The sequence below is a fragment of the Sphingopyxis sp. EG6 genome (genome assembly GCF_003609815.1).
Lineage (GTDB): Bacteria > Pseudomonadota > Alphaproteobacteria > Sphingomonadales > Sphingomonadaceae > Sphingopyxis.
Genome location: NZ_AP017603.1, coordinates 875,656 through 900,269, shown reverse-complemented (window position 1 = coordinate 900,269; position 24,614 = coordinate 875,656). Strand labels below are relative to the sequence as shown.

Annotated in this window: 17 protein-coding genes, 1 tRNA gene and 1 pseudogene; 11 read left to right on the top strand and 8 right to left on the bottom strand. The window is 63.4% G+C overall.

All coding sequences use genetic code 11. The annotated features are described in order from the left end of the window. Genes SPYCW_RS04350 through SPYCW_RS04340 form a run of 3 tightly spaced genes read left to right on the top strand, consistent with a single transcriptional unit; the run spans position 1 to position 5,686 of the window. Positions 1-3,168 (top strand): multidrug efflux RND transporter permease subunit, encoded by a 3,168-nt coding sequence (locus tag SPYCW_RS04350; RefSeq protein ID WP_120215762.1) that lies wholly within the window; start codon positions 1-3, stop codon positions 3,166-3,168. Beyond that, positions 3,161-4,561, top strand: a complete 1,401-nt coding sequence (locus SPYCW_RS04345; protein WP_120215761.1) for an efflux transporter outer membrane subunit — start codon at positions 3,161-3,163, stop codon at positions 4,559-4,561. Before SPYCW_RS04350 ends, SPYCW_RS04345 begins: the two co-directional genes overlap by 8 nt. 51 nt (positions 4,562-4,612) lie before the next feature. After that, a complete protein-coding gene (locus tag SPYCW_RS04340; RefSeq protein ID WP_232014830.1) occupies positions 4,613-5,686 on the top strand; it encodes a DNA alkylation repair protein in 1,074 nt (357 codons plus the stop codon). Between the two features lie 122 nt (positions 5,687-5,808). Here SPYCW_RS04340 and SPYCW_RS04335 read toward each other — a convergent pair whose 3' ends face one another. The 4 genes from SPYCW_RS04335 to SPYCW_RS04320 form a co-directional block, all read right to left on the bottom strand. Then, complete coding sequence (locus tag SPYCW_RS04335; RefSeq protein WP_172595419.1) at positions 5,809-7,842, bottom strand: transglycosylase domain-containing protein; 2,034 nt, start codon at positions 7,840-7,842, stop codon at positions 5,809-5,811. Between the two features lie 369 nt (positions 7,843-8,211). Continuing rightward, a complete protein-coding gene (locus SPYCW_RS04330; RefSeq protein ID WP_232014829.1) occupies positions 8,212-9,051 on the bottom strand; it encodes a plasmid partitioning protein RepB C-terminal domain-containing protein in 840 nt (279 codons plus the stop codon). Between the two features lie 50 nt (positions 9,052-9,101). Next, the gene (locus SPYCW_RS04325; protein ID WP_120215757.1) at positions 9,102-9,992 is read right to left on the bottom strand and encodes a ParB/RepB/Spo0J family partition protein; all 891 of its coding nucleotides are present in this window, start codon (positions 9,990-9,992) and stop codon (positions 9,102-9,104) included. Positions 9,993-9,994: 2 nt separating this feature from the next. Next, positions 9,995-11,569 (bottom strand): recombinase family protein, encoded by a 1,575-nt coding sequence (locus SPYCW_RS04320; RefSeq protein WP_120215756.1) that lies wholly within the window; start codon positions 11,567-11,569, stop codon positions 9,995-9,997. A gap of 74 nt (positions 11,570-11,643) precedes the next feature. Between SPYCW_RS04320 and SPYCW_RS04315 the strand changes: the two genes are divergently transcribed. Both SPYCW_RS04315 and SPYCW_RS04305 read left to right on the top strand, forming a co-directional pair. Further along, the gene (locus tag SPYCW_RS04315; RefSeq protein ID WP_120215755.1) at positions 11,644-11,994 is read left to right on the top strand and encodes a hypothetical protein; all 351 of its coding nucleotides are present in this window, start codon (positions 11,644-11,646) and stop codon (positions 11,992-11,994) included. 461 nt (positions 11,995-12,455) lie between these two features. Next, complete coding sequence (locus SPYCW_RS04305) at positions 12,456-12,794, top strand: hypothetical protein (RefSeq protein ID WP_120215753.1); 339 nt, start codon at positions 12,456-12,458, stop codon at positions 12,792-12,794. A 24-nt stretch (positions 12,795-12,818) separates the two neighbouring features. On the opposite strand, the gene SPYCW_RS04300 is transcribed toward SPYCW_RS04305, so the two are convergent. Further along, complete coding sequence (locus SPYCW_RS04300) at positions 12,819-14,645, bottom strand: DUF262 domain-containing protein (RefSeq protein ID WP_120215752.1); 1,827 nt, start codon at positions 14,643-14,645, stop codon at positions 12,819-12,821. 125 nt (positions 14,646-14,770) lie between these two features. Here SPYCW_RS04300 and SPYCW_RS04295 point away from each other — a divergent pair. After that, positions 14,771-15,552: pseudogene (locus SPYCW_RS04295) on the top strand (IS5 family transposase). An 85-nt stretch (positions 15,553-15,637) separates the two neighbouring features. On the opposite strand, the gene SPYCW_RS04290 reads toward SPYCW_RS04295, so the two are convergent. The 3 genes from SPYCW_RS04290 to SPYCW_RS04280 all read right to left on the bottom strand — a co-directional run bounded on the left by SPYCW_RS04290 (position 15,638) and on the right by SPYCW_RS04280 (position 17,824). After that, positions 15,638-15,713, bottom strand: a tRNA-Thr gene (locus SPYCW_RS04290). 60 nt (positions 15,714-15,773) lie between these two features. Beyond that, the gene (locus SPYCW_RS04285; protein WP_120215751.1) at positions 15,774-16,478 is read right to left on the bottom strand and encodes a UTRA domain-containing protein; all 705 of its coding nucleotides are present in this window, start codon (positions 16,476-16,478) and stop codon (positions 15,774-15,776) included. Continuing rightward, positions 16,475-17,824 carry a formimidoylglutamate deiminase gene (locus tag SPYCW_RS04280; protein WP_120215750.1) on the bottom strand — a complete coding sequence of 450 codons (1,350 nt, stop codon included), beginning with the start codon at positions 17,822-17,824 and terminating at the stop codon, positions 16,475-16,477. Before SPYCW_RS04280 ends, SPYCW_RS04285 begins: the two co-directional genes overlap by 4 nt. Positions 17,825-17,853: 29 nt before the next feature. On the opposite strand from SPYCW_RS04280, the gene hutI reads away from it, so the two are divergent. The 5 genes from hutI to rimO all read left to right on the top strand — a co-directional run bounded on the left by hutI (position 17,854) and on the right by rimO (position 24,554). Beyond that, positions 17,854-19,065, top strand: a complete 1,212-nt coding sequence (gene hutI, locus SPYCW_RS04275; RefSeq protein ID WP_120215749.1) for an imidazolonepropionase — start codon at positions 17,854-17,856, stop codon at positions 19,063-19,065. Beyond that, positions 19,062-20,603 carry a histidine ammonia-lyase gene (gene hutH / locus SPYCW_RS04270; protein WP_120215748.1) on the top strand — a complete coding sequence of 514 codons (1,542 nt, stop codon included), beginning with the start codon at positions 19,062-19,064 and terminating at the stop codon, positions 20,601-20,603. The genes hutI and hutH overlap by 4 nt, the downstream gene beginning before the upstream one ends. Beyond that, on the top strand, positions 20,603-21,406 hold the full coding sequence (gene hutG, locus SPYCW_RS04265; protein WP_120215747.1) for an N-formylglutamate deformylase: 804 nt from the start codon (positions 20,603-20,605) through the stop codon (positions 21,404-21,406). Before hutH ends, hutG begins: the two co-directional genes overlap by 1 nt. Then, a complete protein-coding gene (hutU, locus tag SPYCW_RS04260; RefSeq protein ID WP_120215746.1) occupies positions 21,403-23,067 on the top strand; it encodes a urocanate hydratase in 1,665 nt (554 codons plus the stop codon). The genes hutG and hutU overlap by 4 nt, the downstream gene beginning before the upstream one ends. Before the next feature lie 116 nt (positions 23,068-23,183). Then, a complete protein-coding gene (gene rimO, locus SPYCW_RS04255; protein WP_120215745.1) occupies positions 23,184-24,554 on the top strand; it encodes a 30S ribosomal protein S12 methylthiotransferase RimO in 1,371 nt (456 codons plus the stop codon). The last annotated feature ends 60 nt before the right edge of the window (positions 24,555-24,614 follow it).

Genomic DNA, 24,614 nt, shown 5'->3' with positions numbered 1-24,614 from the left:
ATGACCCCCCGCTTTTTCATCGACCGACCCATTTTTTCCTGGGTCATCGCCATCGGCATCCTGCTTGCCGGGATCATCGCGCTGCGCGGCCTACCCGTCGAACAATATCCGTCGGTCGCACCGCCATCGCTGTCGATCGGGGTCACCTATCCGGGTGCCGACGCCAAGACGCTGGAACAGAATGTCACGCAGGTCATCGAGCAGGAGCTGAACGGGGTCGAGGGCTTCCTCTACATGGCCTCGACCAGCGAATCGAACGGCACCGCGTCGATCAACCTGACCTTCGAGGCCGGGACCGACATCGACAATGCGCAGATGGAGGTGCAAAACCGCCTGCGCCGCGTCGAACAGCGACTGCCCGAGGATGTGCGGCGTCAGGGCATTTCGGTGACGGAAGCCAATTCGGGCTTTCTGCTGATCGTCGCGATCACCTCGAAAAGCGGCAACACCGATCCGATGGAGGTCAACAACTTCGCCAACACGCGCGTCCTCGACGAGCTGCGGCGGGTGAACGGCGTCGGCAATGTGCAGGCCTTCGCCCCCGAATATGCCATGCGCATCTGGCTCGATCCGCAAAAGCTGGCTTCGTACAATCTGTCCGCCGCCGAAGCGCTGGGCGCGGTGCAGGAGCAGAATAGCCAGACCCCGGGCGGGCAGCTGGGCGACCAGCCGATCGCCAAGGGCGCGCAGCTCAATGCGGTGATCACCACGCAGGGCCGCTTTACCAAGCCCGAGCAGTTCGAGAGCATCATCCTGCGCGCCAATCCTGACGGGTCGGCGGTCACGCTGGCCGATGTCGGCCGCGTCGAGCTGGGATCGGCAAGCTATCTTTTTTCCTCCGAACTCAACGGCAAGCCGATGGCGGGGCTGGCGGTCCAGCTGACCCCCGGCGCCAACGCGCTGGCGACGGCAGAAGGCGTACGCGCGCAAATGGACGAACTGGCGAAGGGCTTTCCGCCCGACATCACCTGGTCGATCCCCTATGACACGACGCCCTTCATCCAGCTGTCGATCGAAGAGGTGGTGATCACCCTCGTCGAGGCGATGGTCCTCGTCTTCCTCGTCATGTTCCTGTTCCTGCAGAACTGGCGCGCGACGGTGATCCCGACCGTGGTGGTGCCGATAGCGCTGGCAGGCGCGTGCCTTGGCCTGTGGATGTTCGGATTTTCGATCAACGTGCTGACGCTGTTCGGCATGGTGCTGGCGATCGGCATCCTCGTCGACGACGCGATCGTCGTGATCGAAAATGTCGAGCGGATCATGAACGAAGAGCATCTGTCGCCCTATGACGCGACGGTGAAGGCGATGGGGCAGATCACCAGCGCGATCATCGGCATCACGCTGGTGCTGATCGCGGTGTTCATTCCGATGGCATTTTTCCCCGGATCAACCGGCGGCATCTATCGCCAGTTTTCCATGACACTCGCGATCTCGATCGCTTTCTCGGCGCTGCTCGCGCTGACGTTGACTCCGGCGCTGTGCGCGACGCTGCTCAAGCCGCACGACGACACCGCGCGCAAGGGCAAGATCGGCGCCTTCTTCGATCGCTTCTTTGCGCGCTTCAACAGCTGGTTCGGGCGGACGACCGATCGCTATCAGGGCAGCGTCGGCAAGATTTTGGCGGCGCCGCTGCGCTGGCTGGGCGTGTTCGCAGCGATGGTGCTGGTGACCGGCCTGCTGTTCACCCGCCTGCCCGGGTCTTTCCTGCCGCAGGAGGATCAGGGCTATCTGATCACCGTGGTGCAGGCGCCGCCGGGCGCAACGTCGCAGCGGACCGCCGAGGCGACGAAGCAGGTCAAGGCCTTCTTCGCCGAGCAGCCGCAGGTCGCGAACATCGTGCTCGTCAATGGCTTCAGCTTTTTCGGGCAGGGTCAGGCGAACGCGATCATGTTCACGCCGCTGAAGCCCTGGGACGAACGCACGGGCGACGGCGACAGCGCCGATGCGATCGCGGGCAAGGCGATGGGGACATTGATGGGGATCAAGGAGGCGTTCGCCTTTTCGCTGAGCCCGCCGTCGATCCCCGAACTGGGCACGTCGAGCGGCTTTACCTTCAAGTTGCAGGACCGCGGCGCCAACGGGCGCGAGGCGCTGGTCGCAGCGCGCAACCAGATGCTGGGCGGCGCAATGCAGAGCAAGCTGCTCGCCAACGTCCGCCCCGAAGGACAGGAAGATGCGCCGGTGCTGAAGGTCGACATCGACCGCGTACAGGCGCGCGCGCTCGGCCTGTCGATCGGCGACGTCAACGCGACGCTGGCGATCAGTTTCGGCAGCGCCTACGCCAACGACTTCACCCGCGAAGGCCGCGTGCTGCGCGTGCTGCTCCAGGCCGACGCCGCGAGCCGGATGACGCCGCAGGACGTGCTCGACCTGCGCGTGCGCAGCGCCAATGGCGACATGGTGCCGTTTGGATCGTTCAGCAAGGCGGCATGGTCGGCGGAAGCGCCGCAGTTGCAACGCTATAACGGCTATCCGGCGATGACGATTTCGGGCGAGCCCGCGCCGGGACAATCGACCGGCGAGGCGATGGCCGAAATGGAACGGCTGGCCGAGCAGCTGCCGCCGGGCTTCGCGTATGAATGGACCGGCATTTCTTATGAAGAGAAGCAGTCGGCGGGGCAGATCGGATTGCTGCTCGGGCTGTCGCTGGTTGTCGTCTTCCTGTTGCTCGCGGCGCTCTATGAAAGCTGGTCGGTGCCGGTGTCGGTGCTGCTGGTGGTGCCGCTCGGGGTGCTGGGCGCGGTGTTGTTCTCGATGTTCCGCGGGCTTTCCGCCGACATTTATTTCAACGTTGGGCTGATCACGATCATCGGCTTGTCGGCAAAGAATGCGATCCTGATCGTCGAATTCGCGATCGAGCAGGAGGCCGAGGGCAAATCGACCCTCGATGCAGTGATGGAGGCGGTGAAGCTCCGCCTGCGGCCGATCATCATGACCAGCCTGGCGTTCATTTTGGGCATGGTGCCGCTCGTCATCGCCAGCGGTGCAGGCGCGGCGAGCCGCATCGCGGTCGGCTCGGGGGTGATGGGCGGGATGATCGCCGCGACGTTGCTCGGCATCTTTTTCATCCCGCTCTTTTATCTGTCGGTGCGCAAATGGCTGAGCCGCAAACGCCCGCCCTCACCCGCCGAAAAGGGCCATCATAGCGAGGAGCCGACCCATGCGTAAGCTGATCGTCCTGCTCGCCGCGTCCGCGCTCGCCGGCTGCGTCAATATGGCGCCGCCGCACGAGCGCCCGGCGCTGCCGACCGCACCCGACTATCCGCAGGCCTTTGCGGGCGATGTGACGCTGGGCCAGCGCGCCACCGACGTCGCGTGGCAGGATTTCTTCGCCGACCCGCAGCTTGAAGTGCTGATCGCGCGAGCAATCGAACGCAACCGCGATCTGGCGGTGGCGGTGGCGCAGATCGAGGAAGCGCGCGGGCTCTACCGCATCCAGGACGCCGACCGGCTGCCAACGGTGGGCGCCAGCGCCGATGCGGCGCGCACGCGCGGCCCATCGCTGACCGGCGCAGGGACCGACACCACGAGCCGCTATTCGGTCGGGGTCGGGGTGACCTCGTTCGAGCTCGATTTCTGGGGCCGGGTCAAGAATCTGTCCGAAGCGGCGCGCAGCCAGTACCTCGCGACCGAACAGGCCGAGCGCGCGTTCCGGCTGGCGCTGGTGCGCGATGTCGCGTCGACCTATTTCGCATCGCGCGGCGCCGAGGAGCAGATCGCGCTCGCCGAAGCGACGGTGACCAGCCGCAAGGAAGGGCTGCGAATCGCGAAACGGCGGCTCGATGCCGGGGTGACCTCGGCGCTCGATTACCGCCAGTCGGAAACGCTGCTGACACAGGCCGAAACACAGCTGGCGAGCCTGAAGCTCGGCAAGGCGCAGGCCGACAATTTCTTGGCCGTGTTGACCGGCGGACCGGTGTCCGGTCCCCTGCCCGCGCCATTGCCGCTCGTCGCGCAGGCGCAGTCGCCGGTGCTGACCGCGGGTCTGCCGTCGGACCTGCTCGTCGCGCGGCCCGACATATTGGCGGCAGAGGAACGGCTGCGCGCTGCGCGCGCCAATGTCGGCGCGGCGCGGGCGGCGTTTTTCCCTTCGATCTCGCTGACCGGCAACCTGGGCTTTGCGTCCGGCTCGCTCGACAATCTGTTCAGCAACGATGGGTTCGGGTGGAGTTTCGGCCCGTCGATCCGCCTGCCGATTTTCGATTTCGGGCGCAACAAGGGCAATCTGACCGTCGCCGAAGCGCGCGAGAATATCGCGGTCGCCACCTATGAGCGCACAGTGCAGGGCGCGTTCCGCGAAGTCGCCGACGCGCTCGCCGGGCGCCGCTTCCTCGCCGAGCAGGTCGAGGCGCAGGAACGCGGCACGCTGGCGCAGCGGCGCATCGCCGATCTGGCGCGCAAGCGGTACCGCGAAGGCGTGTCGACCTACCTCGAAGTGCTCGACGCCGAACGCAATCTGTTCGCCGCCGAACAGGCGCTGGTGGAAATCCGCCGCGCGCAGGTCGATAATCTGGTGACGCTCTATGTGGCGCTCGGCGGCGGGTTGGTCGAGCGGCGGTAAAGGACCAGACCGATTTCGGATAGTGCCAGCCCTGCCCTGCTGAAGGACATATTGGGTCCGCAAGCGCTGGCGACGATCGCCGACGCGGGCGCCGCTGCTTCGCCGCGCTTTGACCGGGAGGTGTTCGTTGCGGCTGCCAGCGACGGCCTCCAGGCACTGTCGATCATGGAACGAGTGCGCCATATCGCCGATGCGCTGCGTCCGGCCCTTCCGAGCGATTATGATGCGGCGCTGGGCGTGATTACCGTTATGGCGCCGCGGCTGAGCCACGGGTTTCAGGCAGTCGCGGTGACCGAATATGTCGCGCGATACGGCCTCGACGATTTCGACCGGTCGATGGAAGCACTCGCCGCGCTGACGCGCTTCGGCACCGCCGAATTCGCAATCCGGCCGTTTCTGGCGCTCGACGCCGATCGGGCGCTCGCGACGATGGCCGGGTGGACCGCGAGCGACGACGAGCATGTCCGCCGCCTCGCGAGTGAAGGCGCCCGCCCGCGGCTGCCCTGGGCCGCGCGCGTTCCCGCGCTCAAGGCCGATCCGACCCGCGCGGCGCCGATTCTGGAGGCGCTGAAGGCCGATTCCGCCATCTATGTCCGCAAATCGGTCGCCAATCATCTGAACGACATCGCCAAGGACCAGCCCGACTGGCTGCTCGACCGGCTGGCGGACTGGCCGCAGGACGATCCGCACACCGCCTGGATCATCCGCCACGCGCTGCGCACGCTGATCAAGCAGGGCGAGCCGCGCGCGCTCGCGCTGATCGGCGTCGGTCATGGCGCGGCGGTAACCATAGGCAAATTTGTCGTCGAGCCAGCGGTGGTGCGACTGGGCGAGCGGATTGCGATCAGCGTCGACATCGCATCCACCGCTGCCGAAAACCAACCGCTCGTGGTCGACTATCGCGTCCATTATGCGCGCGGCGGTGGCAAGACGGCGGCAAAGGTATTCAAGTGGAAGAGCTTTGACCTCGCGGCAGGCGAGTCCGCAGCGCTGCGTATCAGCCAGGTCATCCGCGACTTCAGTACCCGGCGCCATCATCCGGGGCGGCACGCGATCGAGTTGATCGTCAATGGGGAGACGATGGGGGAAAGCGGGTTCGAGTTGTTGGCGGACGGTGCCCAATAAACCCGGCTGATTTCGAACCGTAGCCCTGAGCTTGTCGAAGGGCGCTTATCCGAGAAGCGCCCTTCGACAAGCTCAGGGCCACGGAGACGGCGACATCGATGAGATTTGGCTTCCGCCGCCCCTTACGGCGGCGGCGGGACAGGCTCCGCAGGCGTCTCTTTCGGCAGCGGCAACCGCACGTCGATCCGGCTGCCGTTGATTTCGGTCGAGATCACCGCATCGCCGCCTTCGATACCGACGCTGCTATTTTCGCCCACTGGGATCGCGCCGACGTCGGGAATATCCTGCGGCTCGACCGGGCCGCGCGGGTTCGTCTCGCGCCGCGGTGTCGCTTTTTGTCCCGACGCCTGCATCATGAAGTCGCGCCAGATCCGCGCCGGCAGTCCGCCGCCCGAAATGCCGCGCAGCGGGCTGTTATCGTCGTTGCCGATCCACACCCCGACGACCAGCCCGTTGGCATAGCCCACAAACAGCGCGTCGCGATTGTCCTGGCTGGTTCCGGTCTTGCCGAAATTTGCCTGCGGCAACCGCGCGGCGCGGCCAGTGCCGCGATTGACCGCGGCGCGCAGCATCTGTTCGATGTCTTCATGCACCCCCGACCCGAAGCGGCTCGGCCCCGAAATCAGATTTTCGAACCAGCCCTTTTCCTCGCCCTTGAACGCGTGCGGAACGACCGGATAGCTGTTCGCGGCGACCGCGGCATAAGCGGCGGTGAGTTCGAGCAAGGTCATGCTCGTCGTGCCGAGCGCGAGGCTGGGGTCGCCCTTCGTCATCGGCGCGGTGACGCCCAGGTCGCGCGCCATGTCGATCACCTTGTCGTCGCCGACCTCGCGCAGCAGGCGCACCGCGGCGACATTGCTCGACGTCGCAAAGGCGTCCTCGAGGCTGATTTCCTTTGAGTATGAGCCGCCCGAGTTCTTCGGCTGATACGCCCCCGTCACGATGGCCTCGTTGCTGATCATGTCGTCAGGGTCCCAGCCATCCTTGAGCGCCGCGAGATAGACGAACAGCTTGAAGGTCGAGCCCGGCTGGCGCTTCGCCTGCGTCGCGCGATTGAAGGGCGACGCCGAATAGTCCTTGCCGCCGATCATCGCGACGACTTCGCCGTTCGGGCGCATCGCGACGAGCGCGACCTGCGCTTGGCCCAGCCCCGCCCGACCGGTAACGCGGCGCGCGATCGACTGGAGCCGCGCGTCGAGCGTCGTCGTGATCGTCTGGCGCGAATAGCCGACGTCGCTCAATTTGCGCGCCTCGGGCAGCGCCCAGTCGGCGAAATAGGTCCCGGTCGGCAGCGTGTTGCGGGTGCGCACGTCGATGCGCGGGGTGCGGATCGCCCTGGCTTCGGCGGCGGTCATGGTGCCGGTGTCGACCATCGCGTTCAGCACCAGCTTCATGCGCTTTTCAGCCAGGTCGGGGTTCTTGGTGGGCGCAAGCCGCGACGGCGCCTGCACCAGCCCCGCCAGCATCGCCGCCTGCGCCGGAGTCAGCTTTTCGGGCTGGCGATAGAAATAATGCAGCGACGCGGCGCGCAGACCATAGGTATTGTCGCCGAAATAGGCGTTCGACAGATAGCGTTCGAGGATCTCGTCCTTGGACAGCCACGCTTCGAGCCAGAAGGCGATCAGCGCCTCGCGCGCCTTGCGGCCAAGGGTGCGTTTCGGGGTCAGGAAGGTGAATTTCGCCAGCTGCTGGGTGATCGTGCTGCCGCCCTGCGTCCGCCCGCCGGTGAGATTGCTCCACACCGCGCGCCCGATGCTGCGCGGATCGACGCCCATATGGGTATAGAAACGCCGATCCTCGATCGCGAGAAAGGCGCCGGTGACATGTTTCGGCAGGTCGGCGGCCTTCACCGGCGCATCGACGATCGCGCCCGACCGCGCGATCGGGGTGCCGTCCGACGCGAGCAGCGTAACCTGCGGCGGAGCAATTGGTTCGAGCGACTTTGACAGCGGCGCGGTGAGCGCCAGCCAGCCGACGAGCAGAAGCAGCAGAATACAGAAGACCGCAAACCCGCGCGATACGCGGCGCAGCCATTTGCTGCGGCGGCTTTCCGGCACAACCGGCGGCGGCGCGTCGAAACCGGGGGTGTCCGGCATCGCGAACGATGGCGCAGCGGGCGCTGGTTCAGGCGTTTGGGATTTACGAAACCACGTCATGCTCACTCGCCGTATTACAATCGCAATACAGCATAAGCAAATGGCTTATGCGGCCTGCCAGCTATCGCAACCCGCCGATTGCGCGCGAATGAACGGGAGGGTGGTGCCGCTTACAGGACTCGAACCTGTGACCCCATCATTACGAAGACCTTTTACTGATCAACAAAATACAATCTTTACTATGTAGTTAGGTCGTTTTTAAGCCCCCAAATTGGCCCCCACCCAAACGCTTCCTAAACGCAAGTGAGTTCCGGATTTGGCGTTTCCCAGTCGAACGATCTTTGGTCCGATCAAGTTCGGAAAAACGACCCCGGCCAGACCCGTTTGAAACAGTTCGAAAAAACGGGATCAGCGATTTTCCGGCCTGCACTATGCCGCATTTCTCAAGAGGACGATGCGCTGAAACTCAGCCAGTAGCTCCGGGTGACATTTTGCCAGATGATGGACGATGCGTACATTCTCGATCAGCCGACAAACGTAGCCCATCGCTAAAACCAGATCGAGATGATCGGTCCCATAAGACTGTTCAACCATTCGAAATTCGCGATCGATGTTGCCTGCCTCGCGCTCCATATGGTCTATTTGCTCGTCCGTCAGACCGCGGATCGCCTTCCGCTGCTCGTCAACGAGTTGACCCTGCGGTGTCGCTGCAACGAGCGACTGCGCGTATGGCCACGAGAACCTGTTCATAGCGATCATGGTCTCGGCAACTTCGATTTGCCGCATGGGGCGCAGCTTCCGTAACTCCTGGAACGTCATGATCGGGACCATCCGCTCCTCAAGCAGTTTCGCCACTTCATCACAAATTCCGTCAAGCAAACGGCGCCTGTTCCGAATGCTTCCAATGTTGACGTTGAGCGCGCGTGCAAGCCGCTCTTCCGAAACTCCCTTTTCAATCGCTTTCAGGATCATTTTATGTTCCTGAACGATCGCAATTCGGCTGATCCGCTTGTTGTACGTGATCGCCTCATCATCGGTCGCCACGATGCACACCACATCAACGTCGCCACGGTCCTTCAAAATATCGAGGCGCAAGTGGCCGTCTAAAAGCCGATACCGATCGTCCGCTCCTGGAAGCCTAACGACGACCGGCGGCTCAATGATGCCGACCTCGCGGATTGAGGCCGCAATCTGCGCGAACTTTTTGGAGTTTCTGACGGCGGCAGTCACCTCTCGCAACGGCTCGATATCGGCAAGCGCAATCCGCAAACTGGTTGCCTCGAAGGCCAACCGAATTTTCGGGTGACGGCTAGGCGACTTCACGACACGATCACCCGCGTGTTATGAATGCGTTCGGCAAGACGTTTGGGCATAGTCTCCAGCCCTTCATCCTCCAGCAGGGCGACGAAGGTTTCGTCGTTCGCCAGCTGACCGAGCGCCTCAACGACAAAGACTAGGCGGTTGCGGGTCGCTTCGGTCTTTTTGATGATCATGCGCTTGCGTTCGGTGTCTTCCTGAAACGCTTTGACGAGCGCTTCCGGCGTCATAGATTGCTTGCGTAGCCGTTTCTCCAGATTGGTCGATTTCCCCGACCGTTTTCGAACCTCGACGAGACGGCGGGCGGCGATCAAACTTCGGCCACGCAAAAGCTTGCCCTCATACGCCTTGTGCAAGGCGGCCTGGACACCTTGATCGTCGGATTCACAGATTTCCAGAGCAACGGAGATGGGCAGATACCCTGCTTCGACGGCCGCAACGAGCCTACGTTCGCCCTGTTCCAGTAGTTTCGCAATTGAGCTGACGTAGTAGGTTGTAAGCCCCGTCTTTTCAGCAATGTCGCTGTCGGAATGACCGCGTTTCCTCATCCCCACTATGTCTTGAAGCAGATCGACGGCTTGATGCTGGCGGCGCGCGCAATTTTCGACCAAGCTGGCGACAAGGCAGTCTTGGGCATCGGCCGTAACAATTAACGCGGGCACCTCGGTCTGGCCGAGCTGGCGAAACGCTTCGAGCCGCCCCTGACCACAGACTAGGTCGTATAATGGACCCTCAGGCCCCTGTCTGGCCGTCACGGTAATCGGTCGTTTGAGGCCGATATCCGCGATGTTGTCGACAATGTCTTTGAACCCTTTCTTATTGCGCAACCGCGGATTGACGATTGTGATGCAATCGATGGGGATCATTTCAACGCGCTGTGCAGGAAGGGCCATGGTTAGGCCGCCTGCCGCCGGACAGGTACGCGTTCCGTCAACGCGAACAGCCCGTCCAGGGTGTCAAATCGAAACGCGTCCAGCGACAGCCCGTTGTGGTCGGCCAGTCTCATCACGCTTTCGGCAAGCGTCATGCGGGGCAGAATGTAGAAATCGTGAGGTTTCGAGTTGTCCGCGTCCATCCGGACGCAGATTGCAAGGTCGAGCTGGCGACTTTGTTCAAGGCGAATTTTCCAGCGCCGGTGACCCCCTTGCGTCAATTTGCACCGTGCGATTACGACCGATGCCGATATTTCATCGTTGATCAAAAGCGCATCGCTTTCCAGCATTTGCACCGCGGTGCCGCCAGCGGCGTGTATGCCTTCAATGACGCTCTTCACGATCGTGGGATGCAGTTGGCGAAGCGCCCGATTGATTTCCAGATAGCGGTAGTCGTGGGCAGGATCGAAGCCAACGAGGGCGTAAGCGCGAAGCAGGCTGCCGAACCTGGATCGGTACGCGCTGCTCGAAGGGCTCTCATCAAATTCGTCGATTATGAGACCTGACAGGTATCCACTGGCGTCAAGAATGCGGGCAAGCTGCGCGAGCATTTCTTCGTCGCTCAGGCGCTTCGACCGCTGCTCAATTATGAGCCTCGCCTGATCAAATTGCAGTTGGGACACGATAGCCGGAAACGCCTGATCGTGCCTGATCCAGTCGGCCGGATCGTTGCGCACATGCTTCGATTTCAGCTTAAACGACGTGCGTCCCCACACGTTATGGCCAGCATATTTGTCGTTGATCAGAATTTGATGCACAGCGCCGCGTGTCCACCGGCGGCCGAGATCGGATAGAATTCCTTCAGAGTTCAGCCACTCGGCAATTGTTCGCTCCGATCGCTGCCCGTCCACAAACTGATGATAGATCTCCTGCACAACTGCCACTTCTTCGGCCGGTCCCTCCACGAGCACGACCCGGTCAGTTGCGATGCTTTTGTGCTCGCCTCGCTCAAGCATCCCCTTCTGTTGGCCTCGCTCATCCACCAACATGCGCCGCAGCCCAAAGCCGGGGGCGCCGCCTTGTCGATAGCCCAAGCTGATCAGACGGCACTGCCCGGCGAACACTTTCACCGAGAGTTCGCGGCTGTACTCGCCAGCCATTGCCCGCTTGACCGTCTTGATAATTGAGGAGCTTATGGTGCCGTCGTTTTCGAACTGTTCGGCACAGTAGTGGACCGTGATGCCCGCGCGCTTGCACCGCAGTTCGTGATAAGCCGCTTCATCGGTGTCCTGCCACCGGCCCAGTCGGCTGACATCGTAAACCAGCAACGCCTCAAAATCGATGTTGTTGGAATCGATGTCGGCTAGCAGGCGCTGCAACGACGCGCGGCCGTCAACGCTGAGACCGCTCTTGCCCTCGTCGGCATAGGTGCGAACAATTTCGAACCCGCGGCGCTCTGCGTAGGCTCTGATTTCGGACGCCTGATTATCGGTAGAGTATTTTTGATGTTCCGTGGACATGCGGACATATTCGGCCGCCCGCTTCTTCGGCGGATTGCCGGGTTGGCTGTCGTCGTCTGTCGTCCATTCGATGACCATCGGAGCGCCTTGGGAAAGCCCGTAATTGCCACTGGCCGCGTGGCCTCCCCACGTAACAGCAAAGGAGAGGCAACATGTTTCCAAAGAAGGGCAGTTCGTTTCCAATCGGAAGGGACATCCTCACTGATGCGGAGTTTGCTCAGGTCATCGCGTCAGCGTTGAAGGTCGAGTTCGGCTCGACGCGGAATGGTACAAAAACGATCATGAAATGGACTGGGGCAAGCCAGCGCACAGCAAAGAACTGGTTGAATGGAACGCATGCCCCGAACGGGGTTCATCTCGTGCTGCTGGCGCGGGAATCGAACGCTATCCTCAAGGCGATCATGCTCGTCGCGGACCGGCCGGAGATGTCGTTGGGAGCAAGCATGATATCGCTAAAGCGTCTTCTCACTGACATGCTGGCCTCGCTCGATGAGATGATGTGATGATCCTGTCGTTCATCCACCAATTAAGGAGGTGAGGCCTCCGATCAGCCCCGCGACGAACGCGCCACTTATAAGGATCGTAGCAATCCAATATGCGATGGCCAACGCCCGGTCGCGCGTTTTGGGGTCAGGTCGCTCCATGTGCCGGGCGATGCCACTGCAATATATTGTAGGAAAGCCCTTCTGCATCATCGGTTGAAAAATAGGATTGGTGCCCGGCCTAGCGCCGAAGGGGGGAACGGACGCTGAAGCCGGACACCCATCAAGCCAGACATATCGGCTGGCTGGGAGCAACCTATGGGCAAGGACTTATATTCATCATCGCGCAGCCCGACCGAAAGTTGCAATTGTTGGTGAAGCGGCGAAAAGATCGATCAGACCCCGCAAAATGCTGCTCCCATTTTCGGCCGAGCTGAGATAGCTTTCACACCACAACATAACTGCAATCGGGGAGTCGCAGGATGCTTATCGCTTCAATTCTCTTGGCCGCTATGGCGCCCGCACCGGCCGGTAACGTGGACAGCACCCGTGCCGCCTTCACCAAATGTCTTCGTGAGCACCTGAAGAAGCAGCTTGAGGCGAAGGTCGGTGAAGGTGAGTTTTCGTTGTCGGTTAAGTCTGCGTGCGAGACCCAGCAGAACGCGTTCAAAGCGGCCGTCACAGCTGCGAACCGAGCAGGTGGAGATTCCGCCGCGGACGCCGCCGATAACGCCGAAATGCAGGTCGATGATTATCACGCGAACTTCACAGACAAGTTCAAAGATTATTCGTCGACCAACACCATGCCGGGCGACGGATAACCAACGCCGTTTGCAGTCGATCTTCTAGGCGTTCTTCGACGACGGAGGCCAGAGCGCCGTAGCGGCGACAAATAAGGCTTTAGAGCGCTGGGCAATCAAGCTCTCGTCCCACTTGTTATCCGTCGTGGCGAGCAACTGCTTGTTCAACTTCAAATCGCTGTGTGCCGATAAGCCGATGCGCTTGCACTGCCCGGCGCCCTCGGCATGCCAAGGCGAGTTTGAAAGAGACGGATTTAACTTTCCGCTGACCAAAGTCAGATTGCCTATGTTTTGGATCCATCTCTCCCGTTCAGGGATCTCCATCCCGTCGGTCAACGGCCAGTGAGTTTGCCAAGTTTGTGGCATAATATGTTCGATGGTCAGCTTTGAATAATCAAACTTCAGCACGGGCTCCGACTTGGACGCTTCGCTCTGATAATGTTCCTCAATCGCCTGCAGAAGCATCGCAACGCGATCACGCCGAAACCATCCGTAGAATTTTCTCGTGGTCCAGTTTTGCATGAAAGCTTCGTCGTCTGGCCAGCCACCGGCCGGGGCGCCTGCAAGCGATGAAGTCAGATGGATGGTGACGGGCTCGTCTGTCGGCGCTTCTTGTACGACCCGCACCAATTCTAGCGCGAGCATGCCATATCCTCGCGTCTGAAGATCGCAGACCATACGGCGAACCAAAAAGCTCTCAAGTGCGATTGCGGCGGCAAGCTTGTCCGCTTCATCGCTCCCTGGACGCGAAAGTATCGCTATCAACACAGGCCTAAAAACGATGAAGTCCAAGCGATTTAGGCGTTGAAAAACCTTGCTGATCTCGGTTGCACCATCGGGTGCATCAATCTGGCGGTAGAGTGCAGCGTTGCGATGAATTTCAGCCATCAGACCTGCGATGTCGGAGTTTTCAGGATTGTTGGCGAAAGCCAAAAAGCGATCGTAGAGATGCTTGGCCGAGATTGATTCCAACATCGCCGACGTCAGCCAATTCTGCAGGAATGTATCGACACGTGGCCGGGCTGCATGGCCCGTACCGATCTTCTTCCGCCAATATTCGTGGTCGCGATCGAAGCCGGACCAAAAATTCGAGTAGAGTTCTTCAGGCGAAAGACCCTGCTCACCAGCTTTCCATAGCAACCAGTTTTTGGCGAGATCGGCCGGTAGCAGGGGCGTGCCGTGTGCGTTCAAGGTCTCGAAGATTGCTTGGGGCTCGTCATTTTCATCGAGATCCAACACCACCAAGCGGAGGTGATCCTTCAAAGCCGATGCAAACGCCAGCGCTCGCTCTGCTGGCTTGTCACCATCCAACCATTCGAGGGCTGCACGCTTGAAAAACCGGTACGCGTCCGCCATTCGCGACGTCTCCTGGCCCACCCCCTCTTTCGCTTCGCAGTCCATTACCGCCTTGAAGGCTTCGCGATCATCGTTTGTTGGCCAGACCTTGTAAGCCTCTTCCGCTGATCCCGCATATTGGTTGCGGGAGAGCTGAGACACTTGGCCAGCCGCGAGCTGGAACGAGAGCGCCGATGCCTCATCCACGCGCGTGCCTGCTATTGTTAGCGCATGTTCAGCTGCCCGAAGGAAGATTTGAAGCGTCGTCAAGCGCTGCTGGCCGTCGATGACTTGGCGCTGAGGCATGGCGACAGCCGCGGTTCGAAGTTGCTCCAAGACCACGGTACCAAGAAAGTGGCCTGCGACTGGCTTGTGAGATGGTGGATTTAAGACCCGAGAGGCTAGTGCTTCGATATCATCCCAAAGAGGGCGCCACTGATCCTCTTCGTTCCAAACATAGGGGCGCTGAAACAACGGGACAATGTAGCGGGTTTGCGCACTAAAAATCTGCCCGATCGAGCTATAATTCGGCTGCATGTCTTCTCCCCGTTTGCCGATGCATGCTGTTGCATTGTTCAGGGATAACAGTCTAGGCCGTGTTGACAAAAGGGATTCCCAATCGCGTCGACTTCTGATTCAAGACTGCTTTTTGAGGAGCAGTCATGGGTCGCGGGGATTTGTCGGAAGCGGAGTGGGATCTGATTGGGCCGCTGCTGCCGCCTGAGCGCGGTCGTTGGGCGCGGCCGGCGGGCGATAACCGGCGGTTCCTCAATGGAATGCTTCACGTGCTGCGGGTCGGCTGCCCCTGGCGCGACATGCACGAGCGCTACGGCAAGTGGAACTCGGTCTATGTCCGCTTCCGGCGCTGGGCCGAACAGGGTGTCTGGGATGCCCTGCTGCAAACACTGGTCGATCTGGGTCTAACCGACGACTGGCAACACATGATCGACAGCACCAGCGTTCGCGGCCACGTCTCGGCAGCGGGCGGAAAAGGGGGGCTTGTGCGAACGCTCTTGGTCGATCACGCGGCGGCTTTACGAGCAAAATCCACGCCCGCTGCGACAATCAAGGACTGCCTGTCGGCTTCATCCTGACCGGCGGCGAGGCTTCCGATTACACTGCTGCCGAACCGCTGATGGCGATCCCCGTCGCCACACCCAAGGCGCTGCTCGCGGACAAGGGATATGATGGTGATCGCTTCCGGGAAAGCCTGCTGGTCCGGGGCATCCTGCCGATCATCCCGCCTCGCTCGAACCGCAAGGTGCCAGAGCATCCCGACTATCGCCGCTACAAGGACCGCAACCGCGTCGAGCGCATGTTCGGCAAGCTAAAACAGCAACGACGCATTGCAACACGCTATGACAAAACCCTGCTCTCGTTCGAGAGCTTCCTCAACCTCGCCGCCATGCGACTATGGCTGAAATCTTTTGTCAACACGACCTAGCTAAAGCGTCCCAAGCAGGACCCATTTGGGTTCCCACGGGAAAGGCCTTTCAGCCTTATGTCTCGCATTTGCCTTCTGGAAGTAGTGGTGCCGCTTACAGGACTCGAACCTGTGACCCCATCATTACGAATGATGTGCTCTACCAACTGAGCTAAAGCGGCAACGAGGCGCGCCTCTAACAGCGTGTCGGGACGAAAACAAGCGGTGTTGCAACCCTAGGCTCAATTGCCCTCGCGCTTGCCCGTTCCTGCCTGAAATTCCGCCACCAGGTCGAACCGGTCGCCGCGGAAAAGCTGGCGGACATGGGTAACCGGACGGTCGCCGCGCCAAGTATCGCGTTCGAGCTGGAGGCAGGCGGCGCCGCTGCCGGTCGCCAGCGCCGCGGCTTCGGCGCGGGTCGCGGCGACGGCGCGCACGACATGGCGGGCCGAGGTCCAGGGAATATGCGCGAGCAGCCAGGTTCCGGGCGCCTCGGCGGCGAAGTTCGCTTCGGCTGCGGCAGGCACTTCGGCGAGTTCGATCGTGCGATTCTCGAGCGCAAAGGGTTCGTCGGCGGCAAAGTGAATGCCGTCGATCTGGAGCGTGTCGCCGCCGCCTGCATTTTTGCGGCTCAGGATCGCGCGCGCTTCCCAGCGATAGGATTCACCGCGCGCGGCGATCAGCTCGGCAAGGTCGGGTACGGTCATCACCGCCGAATGCACCGGCGGATGCGCGACGAACGACCCGGCCTTGCGGCGCCGTTCGACCAGTCCCGCCGCGACGAGTTCGGCCAGCGCCTTGCTGACCGTTGCGCGGGCGCAGCCGTAGCGTGCCGCGAGCTCCTGTTCGATCGGGATGCGCGTGCCGGGTTTCCATTCGCCCGAGTGGATGCGGCCCTCAATATCCTCGCGGATCCGGCGCGCGGGGTTCGGCGCCGCGCGCGTCACGCGACGATCCGCTCGACGCTTTTGCGATACGCGGCGGCGATGGCGGCGCGATCGACATGGCGCCCCTGTGCCACGCGCTTCACCCCGGCGCGCCAGACGCAGTCGATCGTCCCTGCCCCGCCCGCAAAAATCCAGCGATCAAGCAGCGTCGCGTCGTCGGTGCCGGCGAAGCTAGGGTGGTCGAGGTCGAGCGAGACGATGTCGGCGGGCTGGCCGACCGCGAAGCCGGCTTCGACCCCCAGCGCCTGTGCGCCGCCAGCGAGCGCGCGGGCGTAGAGGTTGGCGCCGACGAATGGCGACGCCTCGCCCGCTAGCAAGGCCCGCGCGCGGTGCGCGAGCCGCTGCGAATATTCGAGCGCGCGCAGCTCGCCCGCGGCGTCGATCAGGATATTGCTGTCGGTGCCGACCCCGAACGCGCCGCCCGCCGCGAGATAGTCGATCGCGGGGAAGATACCGTCGCCAAGGTTTGCCTCGGTAATCGGACAAAGCCCGGCGACCGCCCCCGCGGCGGCGAGCCGCGGCGCCTCGCGCGCATCGACATGCGTCGAATGGATGAGGCACCAGCGTTCGTTGACCCCGGCATTGTCGAGCAGCCATTCGACCGGCCGCGCACCACTCCACGCGACGCAATCCTCGACCTCTTTCACCTGTTCGGCGGCGTGGATATGGACCGGGCCGGTAGGCGACATGGCGAGGAGCGCCGCCAACTCGTCGGGTCCGACGGCGCGCAGCGAGTGCGGTGCAATGCCGATATTGGCGTCGCCGGCCAGCTTGGCGCGCGCGCCGTCGAGCAGCCGTGCGAAACCGTCGATGTCGCAGAGAAAGCGGCGCTGGCCGGGGCTTGGTGCTGCCCAGCCGAAATTGCCGTGCGCGTAGAATACCGGGAGCAGGGTCAGGCCGATCCCGGTCGCCGCGCTGGCCTCAACGATCGCGCCCGCCATTTGAGCGGGGTCGGCGTAGGTCGCGCCCGCCGGATCATGGTGCAGATAGTGGAATTCGCCGACGCGGGTGAACCCGCCCTCGAGCATTTCGGCATAGGCCTGCGCGGTGATCGCCGCGACATCCTCGGGCGTCAGCCGGTCGAGGAAGCGGTACATGATCTCGCGCCAGCTCCAGAAATTATCGTCGGGGCGGCTGCGGCGTTCCGAAAGCCCCGCCATGCCGCGCTGGAACCCATGGCTGTGGACATTGCACAAACCGGGCAGCGCCGCCGCGTGGCGCTCGTCGTCCTGCGCCGCTTCGACCCCGGTTTCAAGCGCAGCAATCCGCCCATCTTCGACGGTCAGCCGCACATCATGCTGCCAGCTGTTGTCGATCCACGCGCGCTGAAACCAGTAAGCCATCATCACATGCCCTCATATTATGTCTAGACATAATGACCCATTCGGGAGATGTTGTCCAGATGGAGCATAGCTGGACCAACGCGCGACTCGCGACGATGACCGATGACGGGCTGGGGCTGATCGACGATGGCGTCGTCACGGCCGAGGACGGGCGCATCGTCTATGCCGGACCCGCCGACGGCGCGCCGGGCAAGGCGGCGGACAGCACCGATTGCGGCGGCCGGTTGATCACCCCCGGGCTGATCGACTGCCACACGCACCTCGTCCACGGCGGCAATCGCGCGAACGAATGGGCGATGCGGCTCGACGGCGCGAGCTACGAGGATATTGCGCGCGCTGGCGGCGGGATCGTGTCGACGATGCGCGCGACGCGCGACGCGACCGAGGCCGAGCTCGTCGAAGCCGCGCTGCCCCGCCTCGACGCGCTGCTCGGCGAAGGCGTCACGACGATCGAGATCAAGTCGGGCTATGGCCTGTCCGCCGCCGACGAAGTGAAAATGCTGCGCGCCGCGCACGCGCTGGGCCAACGGCGGCGGGTCCGCGTCGCGCCGACCTTTCTGGGCGCCCATGCGCTACCCCCCGAATATAAGGGCGACAGCGACGCCTATATCGACCTTGTCGTCGATGCGATGATCCCGGCCGCGGCGCCGCTCGCGACCGCGGTCGACGCCTTTTGCGAAGGCATCGGCTTCTCACCCGCGCAGTGCGAGCGCGTGTTTGAGGCGGCGAAAGCGCATGGCCTCGCGGTGAAGCTCCACGCCGAACAATTGTCGGCGCTGCACGGCAGTGCGCTTGCGGCAAGGCATGGGGCGCTGTCGGCCGATCATCTGGAACATGCGACCGACGACGACGTCCGCGCGATGGCGGAGGCCGGGACGGTCGCGGTGCTGCTGCCCGGCGCCTATTATTTCATGCGCGAGACGAAATTGCCGCCGACCGCCGCGATGCGGCGCCACGGGGTAAAGATCGCGCTGGCGACCGATTGCAACCCCGGCACCTCGCCGGTGACCTCGCTCCTCCTCATGCTCAATATGGGCGCGACGCTGTTCGGGCTGACCGTTGTTGAGGCTTTGCGCGGGGTGACGGTGAACGCTGCCGCGGCGCTCGGCCTCGGCGCCGAGATCGGCACGCTCGAGCCCGGCAAGGCCTGCGACCTCGCGATCTGGAACGTCAGCGACCCCGCCGAGCTGGTCTATCGCATCGGCTTCAACCCGCTTTACCAACGCATCAAGGACGGCCAATGACATTTGTGACGATCACCCCCGGCGCAATGACGCTGACCGACTGGCGCGCCATTTATGACGGCGCGGGCGCCGCGCTCGATGCCGCGGCATGGGGTGCGATCGACGCAAGCGCCGCCGCGGTGGCGCGGATCGTTGCCAAGGGCGACCCCGTCTATGGCATCAACACCGGTTTCGGAAAGCTGGCCAGCGTACGCATCGCGAGCGATGATCTGGCGACGCTCCAGCGCAATATCGTGCTCAGCCACGCGGCGGGGACCGGCGCGCCCTCGCCCACCCCCGTCGTCCGCCTGATGATGGCGCTCAAGCTCGCGAGCTTTGGCGTCGGTGCCTCGGGGGTGCGGCGCGAAACGGTGGCGATGCTCGAGGCGATGCTAGACCGGGGCTTGATCCCCGTCGTCCCGTCGCAGGGATCGGTCGGCGCGAGCGGCGACCTTGCGCCGCTGTCGCACATGGCCGCGGCGATGATCGGGGTCGGCGACATCGAGTTTGGCGGCGAAACGAAGCCCGCCGCCGAGGCGCTGGCACAGGCGGGCCTGGCGCCGCTCGAACTCGGCCCGAAGGAAGGGCTGGCGCTGCTTAACGGCACGCAATTTTCCACCGCCAACGCACTCGCGGGGCTGTTCCGCGCCGAAACGGTGTTCCGCTCGGCGCTGATCACTGGCGCGCTCTCGACCGAAGCCGCCAAAGGCTCCGACGCGCCGTTCGACCCGCGCATCCACGCGCTGCGCGGCCATGCCGGGCAGCGAGAGGTGGGCGACGCGCTGCGCGGATTGATGGCGGGATCGGCGATCCGCGCCTCGCACGCGGTCGACGATCCGCGCGTGCAGGATCCCTACTGCCTTCGCTGCCAGCCGCAGGTGATGGGCGCGGTGCTCGATCTGCTCCGCCAAGCCGCGACAACGCTCGGCGTCGAAGCCAATGGCGTCTCCGACAATCCGCTGATCTTCGCCGACGCTGGTCCGTTTGGGGACGAAGCCCTGTCGGGCGGCAATTTCCACGCCGAACCCGTGGCATTCGCCGCCGACATGATCGCCATGGCGCTGTGCGAGATCGGCTCCATCTCCGAGCGCCGCATCGCGATGCTCGTGGATCCGGCCTTGTCGGGCCTCCCCGCCTTCCTCACCCCGCGCCCCGGCCTCAACTCGGGCTTCATGATCCCGCAGGTGACCGCCGCCGCACTCGTCAGCGAGAACAAGCAGCGCGCCTATCCCGCCAGCGTGGACTCGATCCCGACCAGCGCCAATCAGGAAGATCATGTGTCGATGGCCGCGCACGGCGCGCGCCGCCTCCTTGAGATGGCCGACAATGTCAGCGCGGTGCTCGGCATCGAACTGCTCGCGGCGTGTCAGGGCGTCGATTTCCACGCGCCGCTCGTATCGAGCGACGCGCTGGAAGCGGCGCGCCGACATCTCCGCGCCGCGGTTCCGACGCTCGAGGACGACCGCCATTTCTATCCCGATATGGAAGCGGCGACCGCGCTGATCCGCGACGGCAGCCTAGTCGCCGCGGTTTCCGCCGACCTGCCGGGTCTCGGCTGATGGAGTGGCTGCGCGTCCATCGCGGCGACGCGCCGCTCGTCATCGCCTTCCCGCATGGCGGCACCGACCTCGCGGGTCTGGACGCGCAGTTCGTCTCGCCCTGGCACGCGCAGATCGATACCGACTGGTGGATCGCGGATCTCTACGCCTTCGCCGCCGATCTGGGCGCGACCTTGGTCGCGACCGATATTTCGCGCAGCGTGATCGACATGAACCGCGATCCGTCGGGTGCGTCGCTCTATCCCGGACAGGCGACGACCGAACTCTGTCCGACGACGACCTTCGACGGCGAACCGCTCTATCGCTTCGACCAGCCCGACGAGGCGTCGATCACCCAGCGGCTCAATCTCTATCACCGCCCCTATCATGATGCGCTGAGCGAAGAACTGGGCCGACTGAAAGCCGCGCACGGCCGCGTCGTCCTGTACGACGCCCATTCGATCCGCAGCCACGTCCCGCGCCTGTTCGACGGCGAGCTGCCGCAGTTCAACATCGGCACCAACGGCGGCACGACCTGCGATCCACGGCTGGAAACGATTATCGCCAATATCTGCGGCGCGAGCGGGTACAGCCATGTCGTCAACGGCCGCTTCAAGGGCGGCTGGACGACCCGTCACTACGGCCAGCCTGAGGACGGCATTCACGCCATCCAGATGGAACTCGCGCAGCGCGGCTACATGGCGGAACCCGACCCGATCACCCACGCCAACTGGCCGTCCCCCATCGATCCCAACCCCGCGATTCGGCCCGTGCTGGAGCAAGTGATCGCCGCGACCCTCGACTTTGCGAAAGGACAAGCATGACCCGCCTCGACAACAGCCGCGTGATCCGCCCGGCGACCGGCCCCGAAATCACCGCCAAAAGCTGGCTCACCGAAGCGCCGATGCGGATGCTGATGAACAACCTGCACCCCGACGTCGCCGAGGCGCCGCACGAGCTCGTCGTCTATGGTGGCATCGGCCGCGCTGCGCGCGACTGGGAAAGCTATGACCGGATCGTCGAGACGCTGAAACGGCTCGAAGGTGACGAGACCCTCCTCATTCAGTCGGGCAAGCCAGTCGGCGTTTTCCGCACCCACGAGAACGCCCCGCGCGTGCTGCTCGCCAATTCGAACCTCGTCCCCGAATGGGCGAATTGGGACCATTTCCACGAGCTCGATAAAAAGGGCCTGATGATGTACGGCCAGATGACGGCGGGCAGCTGGATCTATATCGGCAGCCAAGGCATCGTTCAGGGCACCTACGAAACCTTCGTCGAAATGGGCCGCCAGCATTATGGCGGCAGCCTTGCAGGCAAGTGGCTGCTCACCGCTGGCCTCGGCGGCATGGGCGGCGCGCAGCCGCTCGCGGCGGTGATGGCGGGCGCGTCGTGCCTTGCGATCGAATGCCAGCCGAGCCGCATCGAAATGCGCCTGCGCACCGGCTATCTCGACAAGCAGGCCTCATCCATCGACGAAGCCATTGCAATGATCGACGCCAGCCATGCCGAGGGCAAGCCCGCCTCGGTCGGCCTGCTCGGCAATGCGGCGGAGATCCTGCCCGAGATGGTGCGCCGCGGCATCCGCCCCGACCTCTTGACCGATCAGACGTCGGCGCACGACCCCGTCAACGGCTATCTCCCCGCGGGCTGGACGCTCGACGAGTGGTTTTCGAAGCGCGAGAGCGATCCCGCTGCGGTCGCCAAGGCGGCAAAGGCGTCGATGGCCGTCCATGTACAGGCGATGCTCGAAATGCAGGCCGCAGGCGTGCCGACGACCGACTATGGCAACAACATTCGCCAGATGGCGAAGGACGAGGGCGTCGAGAACGCGTTCGACTTCCCGGGCTTCGTCCCCGCCTATGTCCGCCCGCTCTTCTGCCGCGGCATCGGCCCGTTCCGCTGGGCCGCGCTGTCGGGCGATCCCGAGGACATCTACAAGACCGACGCCAAGGTGAAGGAGCTGCTTCCCGACAACACGCACCTCCACAACTGGCTCGACATGGCTCGGGAGAAGATTCAGTTCCAGGGTCTTCCCGCACGCATCTGCTGGGTCGGGCTCGGCGACCGTCACCGGCTCGGCCTTGCCTTCAACGAGATGGTCGCGAACGGCGAACTCAAGGCGCCGGTCGTCATCGGCCGCGACCATCTCGATTCGGGCTCGGTCGCCTCACCGAACCGCGAAACCGAAGCGATGCGCGACGGGTCCGACGCAGTTTCGGACTGGCCTTTGCTTAATGCCTTGCTCAACACCGCGTCGGGCGCGACCTGGGTGTCGCTCCACCATGGCGGCGGCGTCGGCATGGGCTATTCGCAGCACAGCGGCATGGTGATCGTCGCCGACGGCACGCCCGAAGCGGCGAAGCGGCTGGAGCGCGTGCTGTGGAACGATCCCGGCACCGGCGTGATGCGCCACGCCGACGCAGGCTATGACATCGCGATCGACTGCGCGCGCGAAAAGGGGCTCGACCTGCCCAGTTTGGGGTGAGGGTCGGGGGAGCGGAGCGATAGGAGCGGCTTTGGCTGGATCCGAACGCTTCGCGCCGCACCCACGACAGCATCGCGTGACAAACCGCAAAAAATCGCTTATGCGCGCCCGCAATCATGACAGTCAAAACGCTCCCCACCCAGCCGAAGGTCGGCATGGTTTCGCTCGGCTGCCCCAAGGCATTGGTCGATAGCGAACGGATTCTGACCAAGCTGCGCGCCGACGGTTACGGCCTGTCGCCCGACTATGCGGGCGCCGACGTCGTGCTGGTCAACACCTGCGGCTTCCTCGACTCGGCGAAGGAGGAAAGCCTCGAAGCGATCGGCGAAGCGATGGCGGAGAATGGCCGCGTCATCGTGACCGGCTGCATGGGCAATGAAGCCGAGGTTATCCGCGCTCGTTTTCCCAACGTCCTCGCGGTCACGGGCGCGCATCAGTATGAGCAGGTGGTCGATGCGGTCCACGACGCCGCGCCGCCGACGCAGGGACCGTTCGTCGACCTCGTTCCCGAGGGCGGGCTCAAGCTCACGCCGCGGCACTATAGCTATTTGAAGATTTCCGAAGGCTGCAACCACAGCTGCTCCTTCTGCATCATCCCCGATCTGCGCGGCAAACTCGTCAGCCGCCGCATCGATGCGGTGCTGCGCGAGGCGGAGAAGCTCGTTGCCGCGGGGACCAAGGAGCTGCTGGTGATCAGCCAGGACACCTCGGCTTATGGTGTCGATATCAGACATGATCCGCGCCAGTGGCATGGCCGCGAAGTCCGCGCCCACATGACCGACCTCGCTCGCGAACTCGGCCAGCTGCACACCAGCGAAGGCCGCGCCCCGTGGGTGCGCCTCCACTATGTCTATCCCTATCCGCATGTCGACGCGGTGATCCCGCTGATGGCCGAGGGATTGCTGACGCCGTACCTCGACATCCCATTCCAGCACGCGAGCCCGAGCGTCCTCAAGCGCATGAAGCGCCCCGCGAACGAGGCGAAGGTGCTCGAGCGGCTGAAAAGCTGGCGCGCGATCGCGCCCGACATCGCAATCCGCTCGAGCTTCGTCGTCGGCTTCCCCGGCGAGACCGAAGAAGATTTCCAATATCTCCTCGACTGGCTCGACGAGGCGCAGCTTGACCGCGTCGGCGCCTTCAGTTTCGAACCAGTCGCGGGCGCGCAGGCGAACGCCCTGCCCGATCCGGTGCCCGAAGAGGTCAAGGAAGAACGCTTCCAGCGGATCATGGCGAAAACCGCCGCGATCAGCGCCGCGAAGCTCGAAGCCAAGATCGGCCGCACGCTGCCCGTGATCATCGACGAGGTTGGCGAGGCGGACGAAGATGGCAGCATCGGTGCGACGGGCCGGTCACAGGCCGACGCGCCCGAGATCGACGGCCACGTCTACCTTCGCGACGTCGCGGCGACGCTGAAGGCGGGCGATATCGTCGACGTCGAAATCGAGGACGCCGACGAGCATGACCTGTTCGGGGTCGTCCGCGCCTGATCCGCGCATTTGTTGGAACAACCTTTACCGACTGGTGTTACCATGGGGGCATCAATCGGG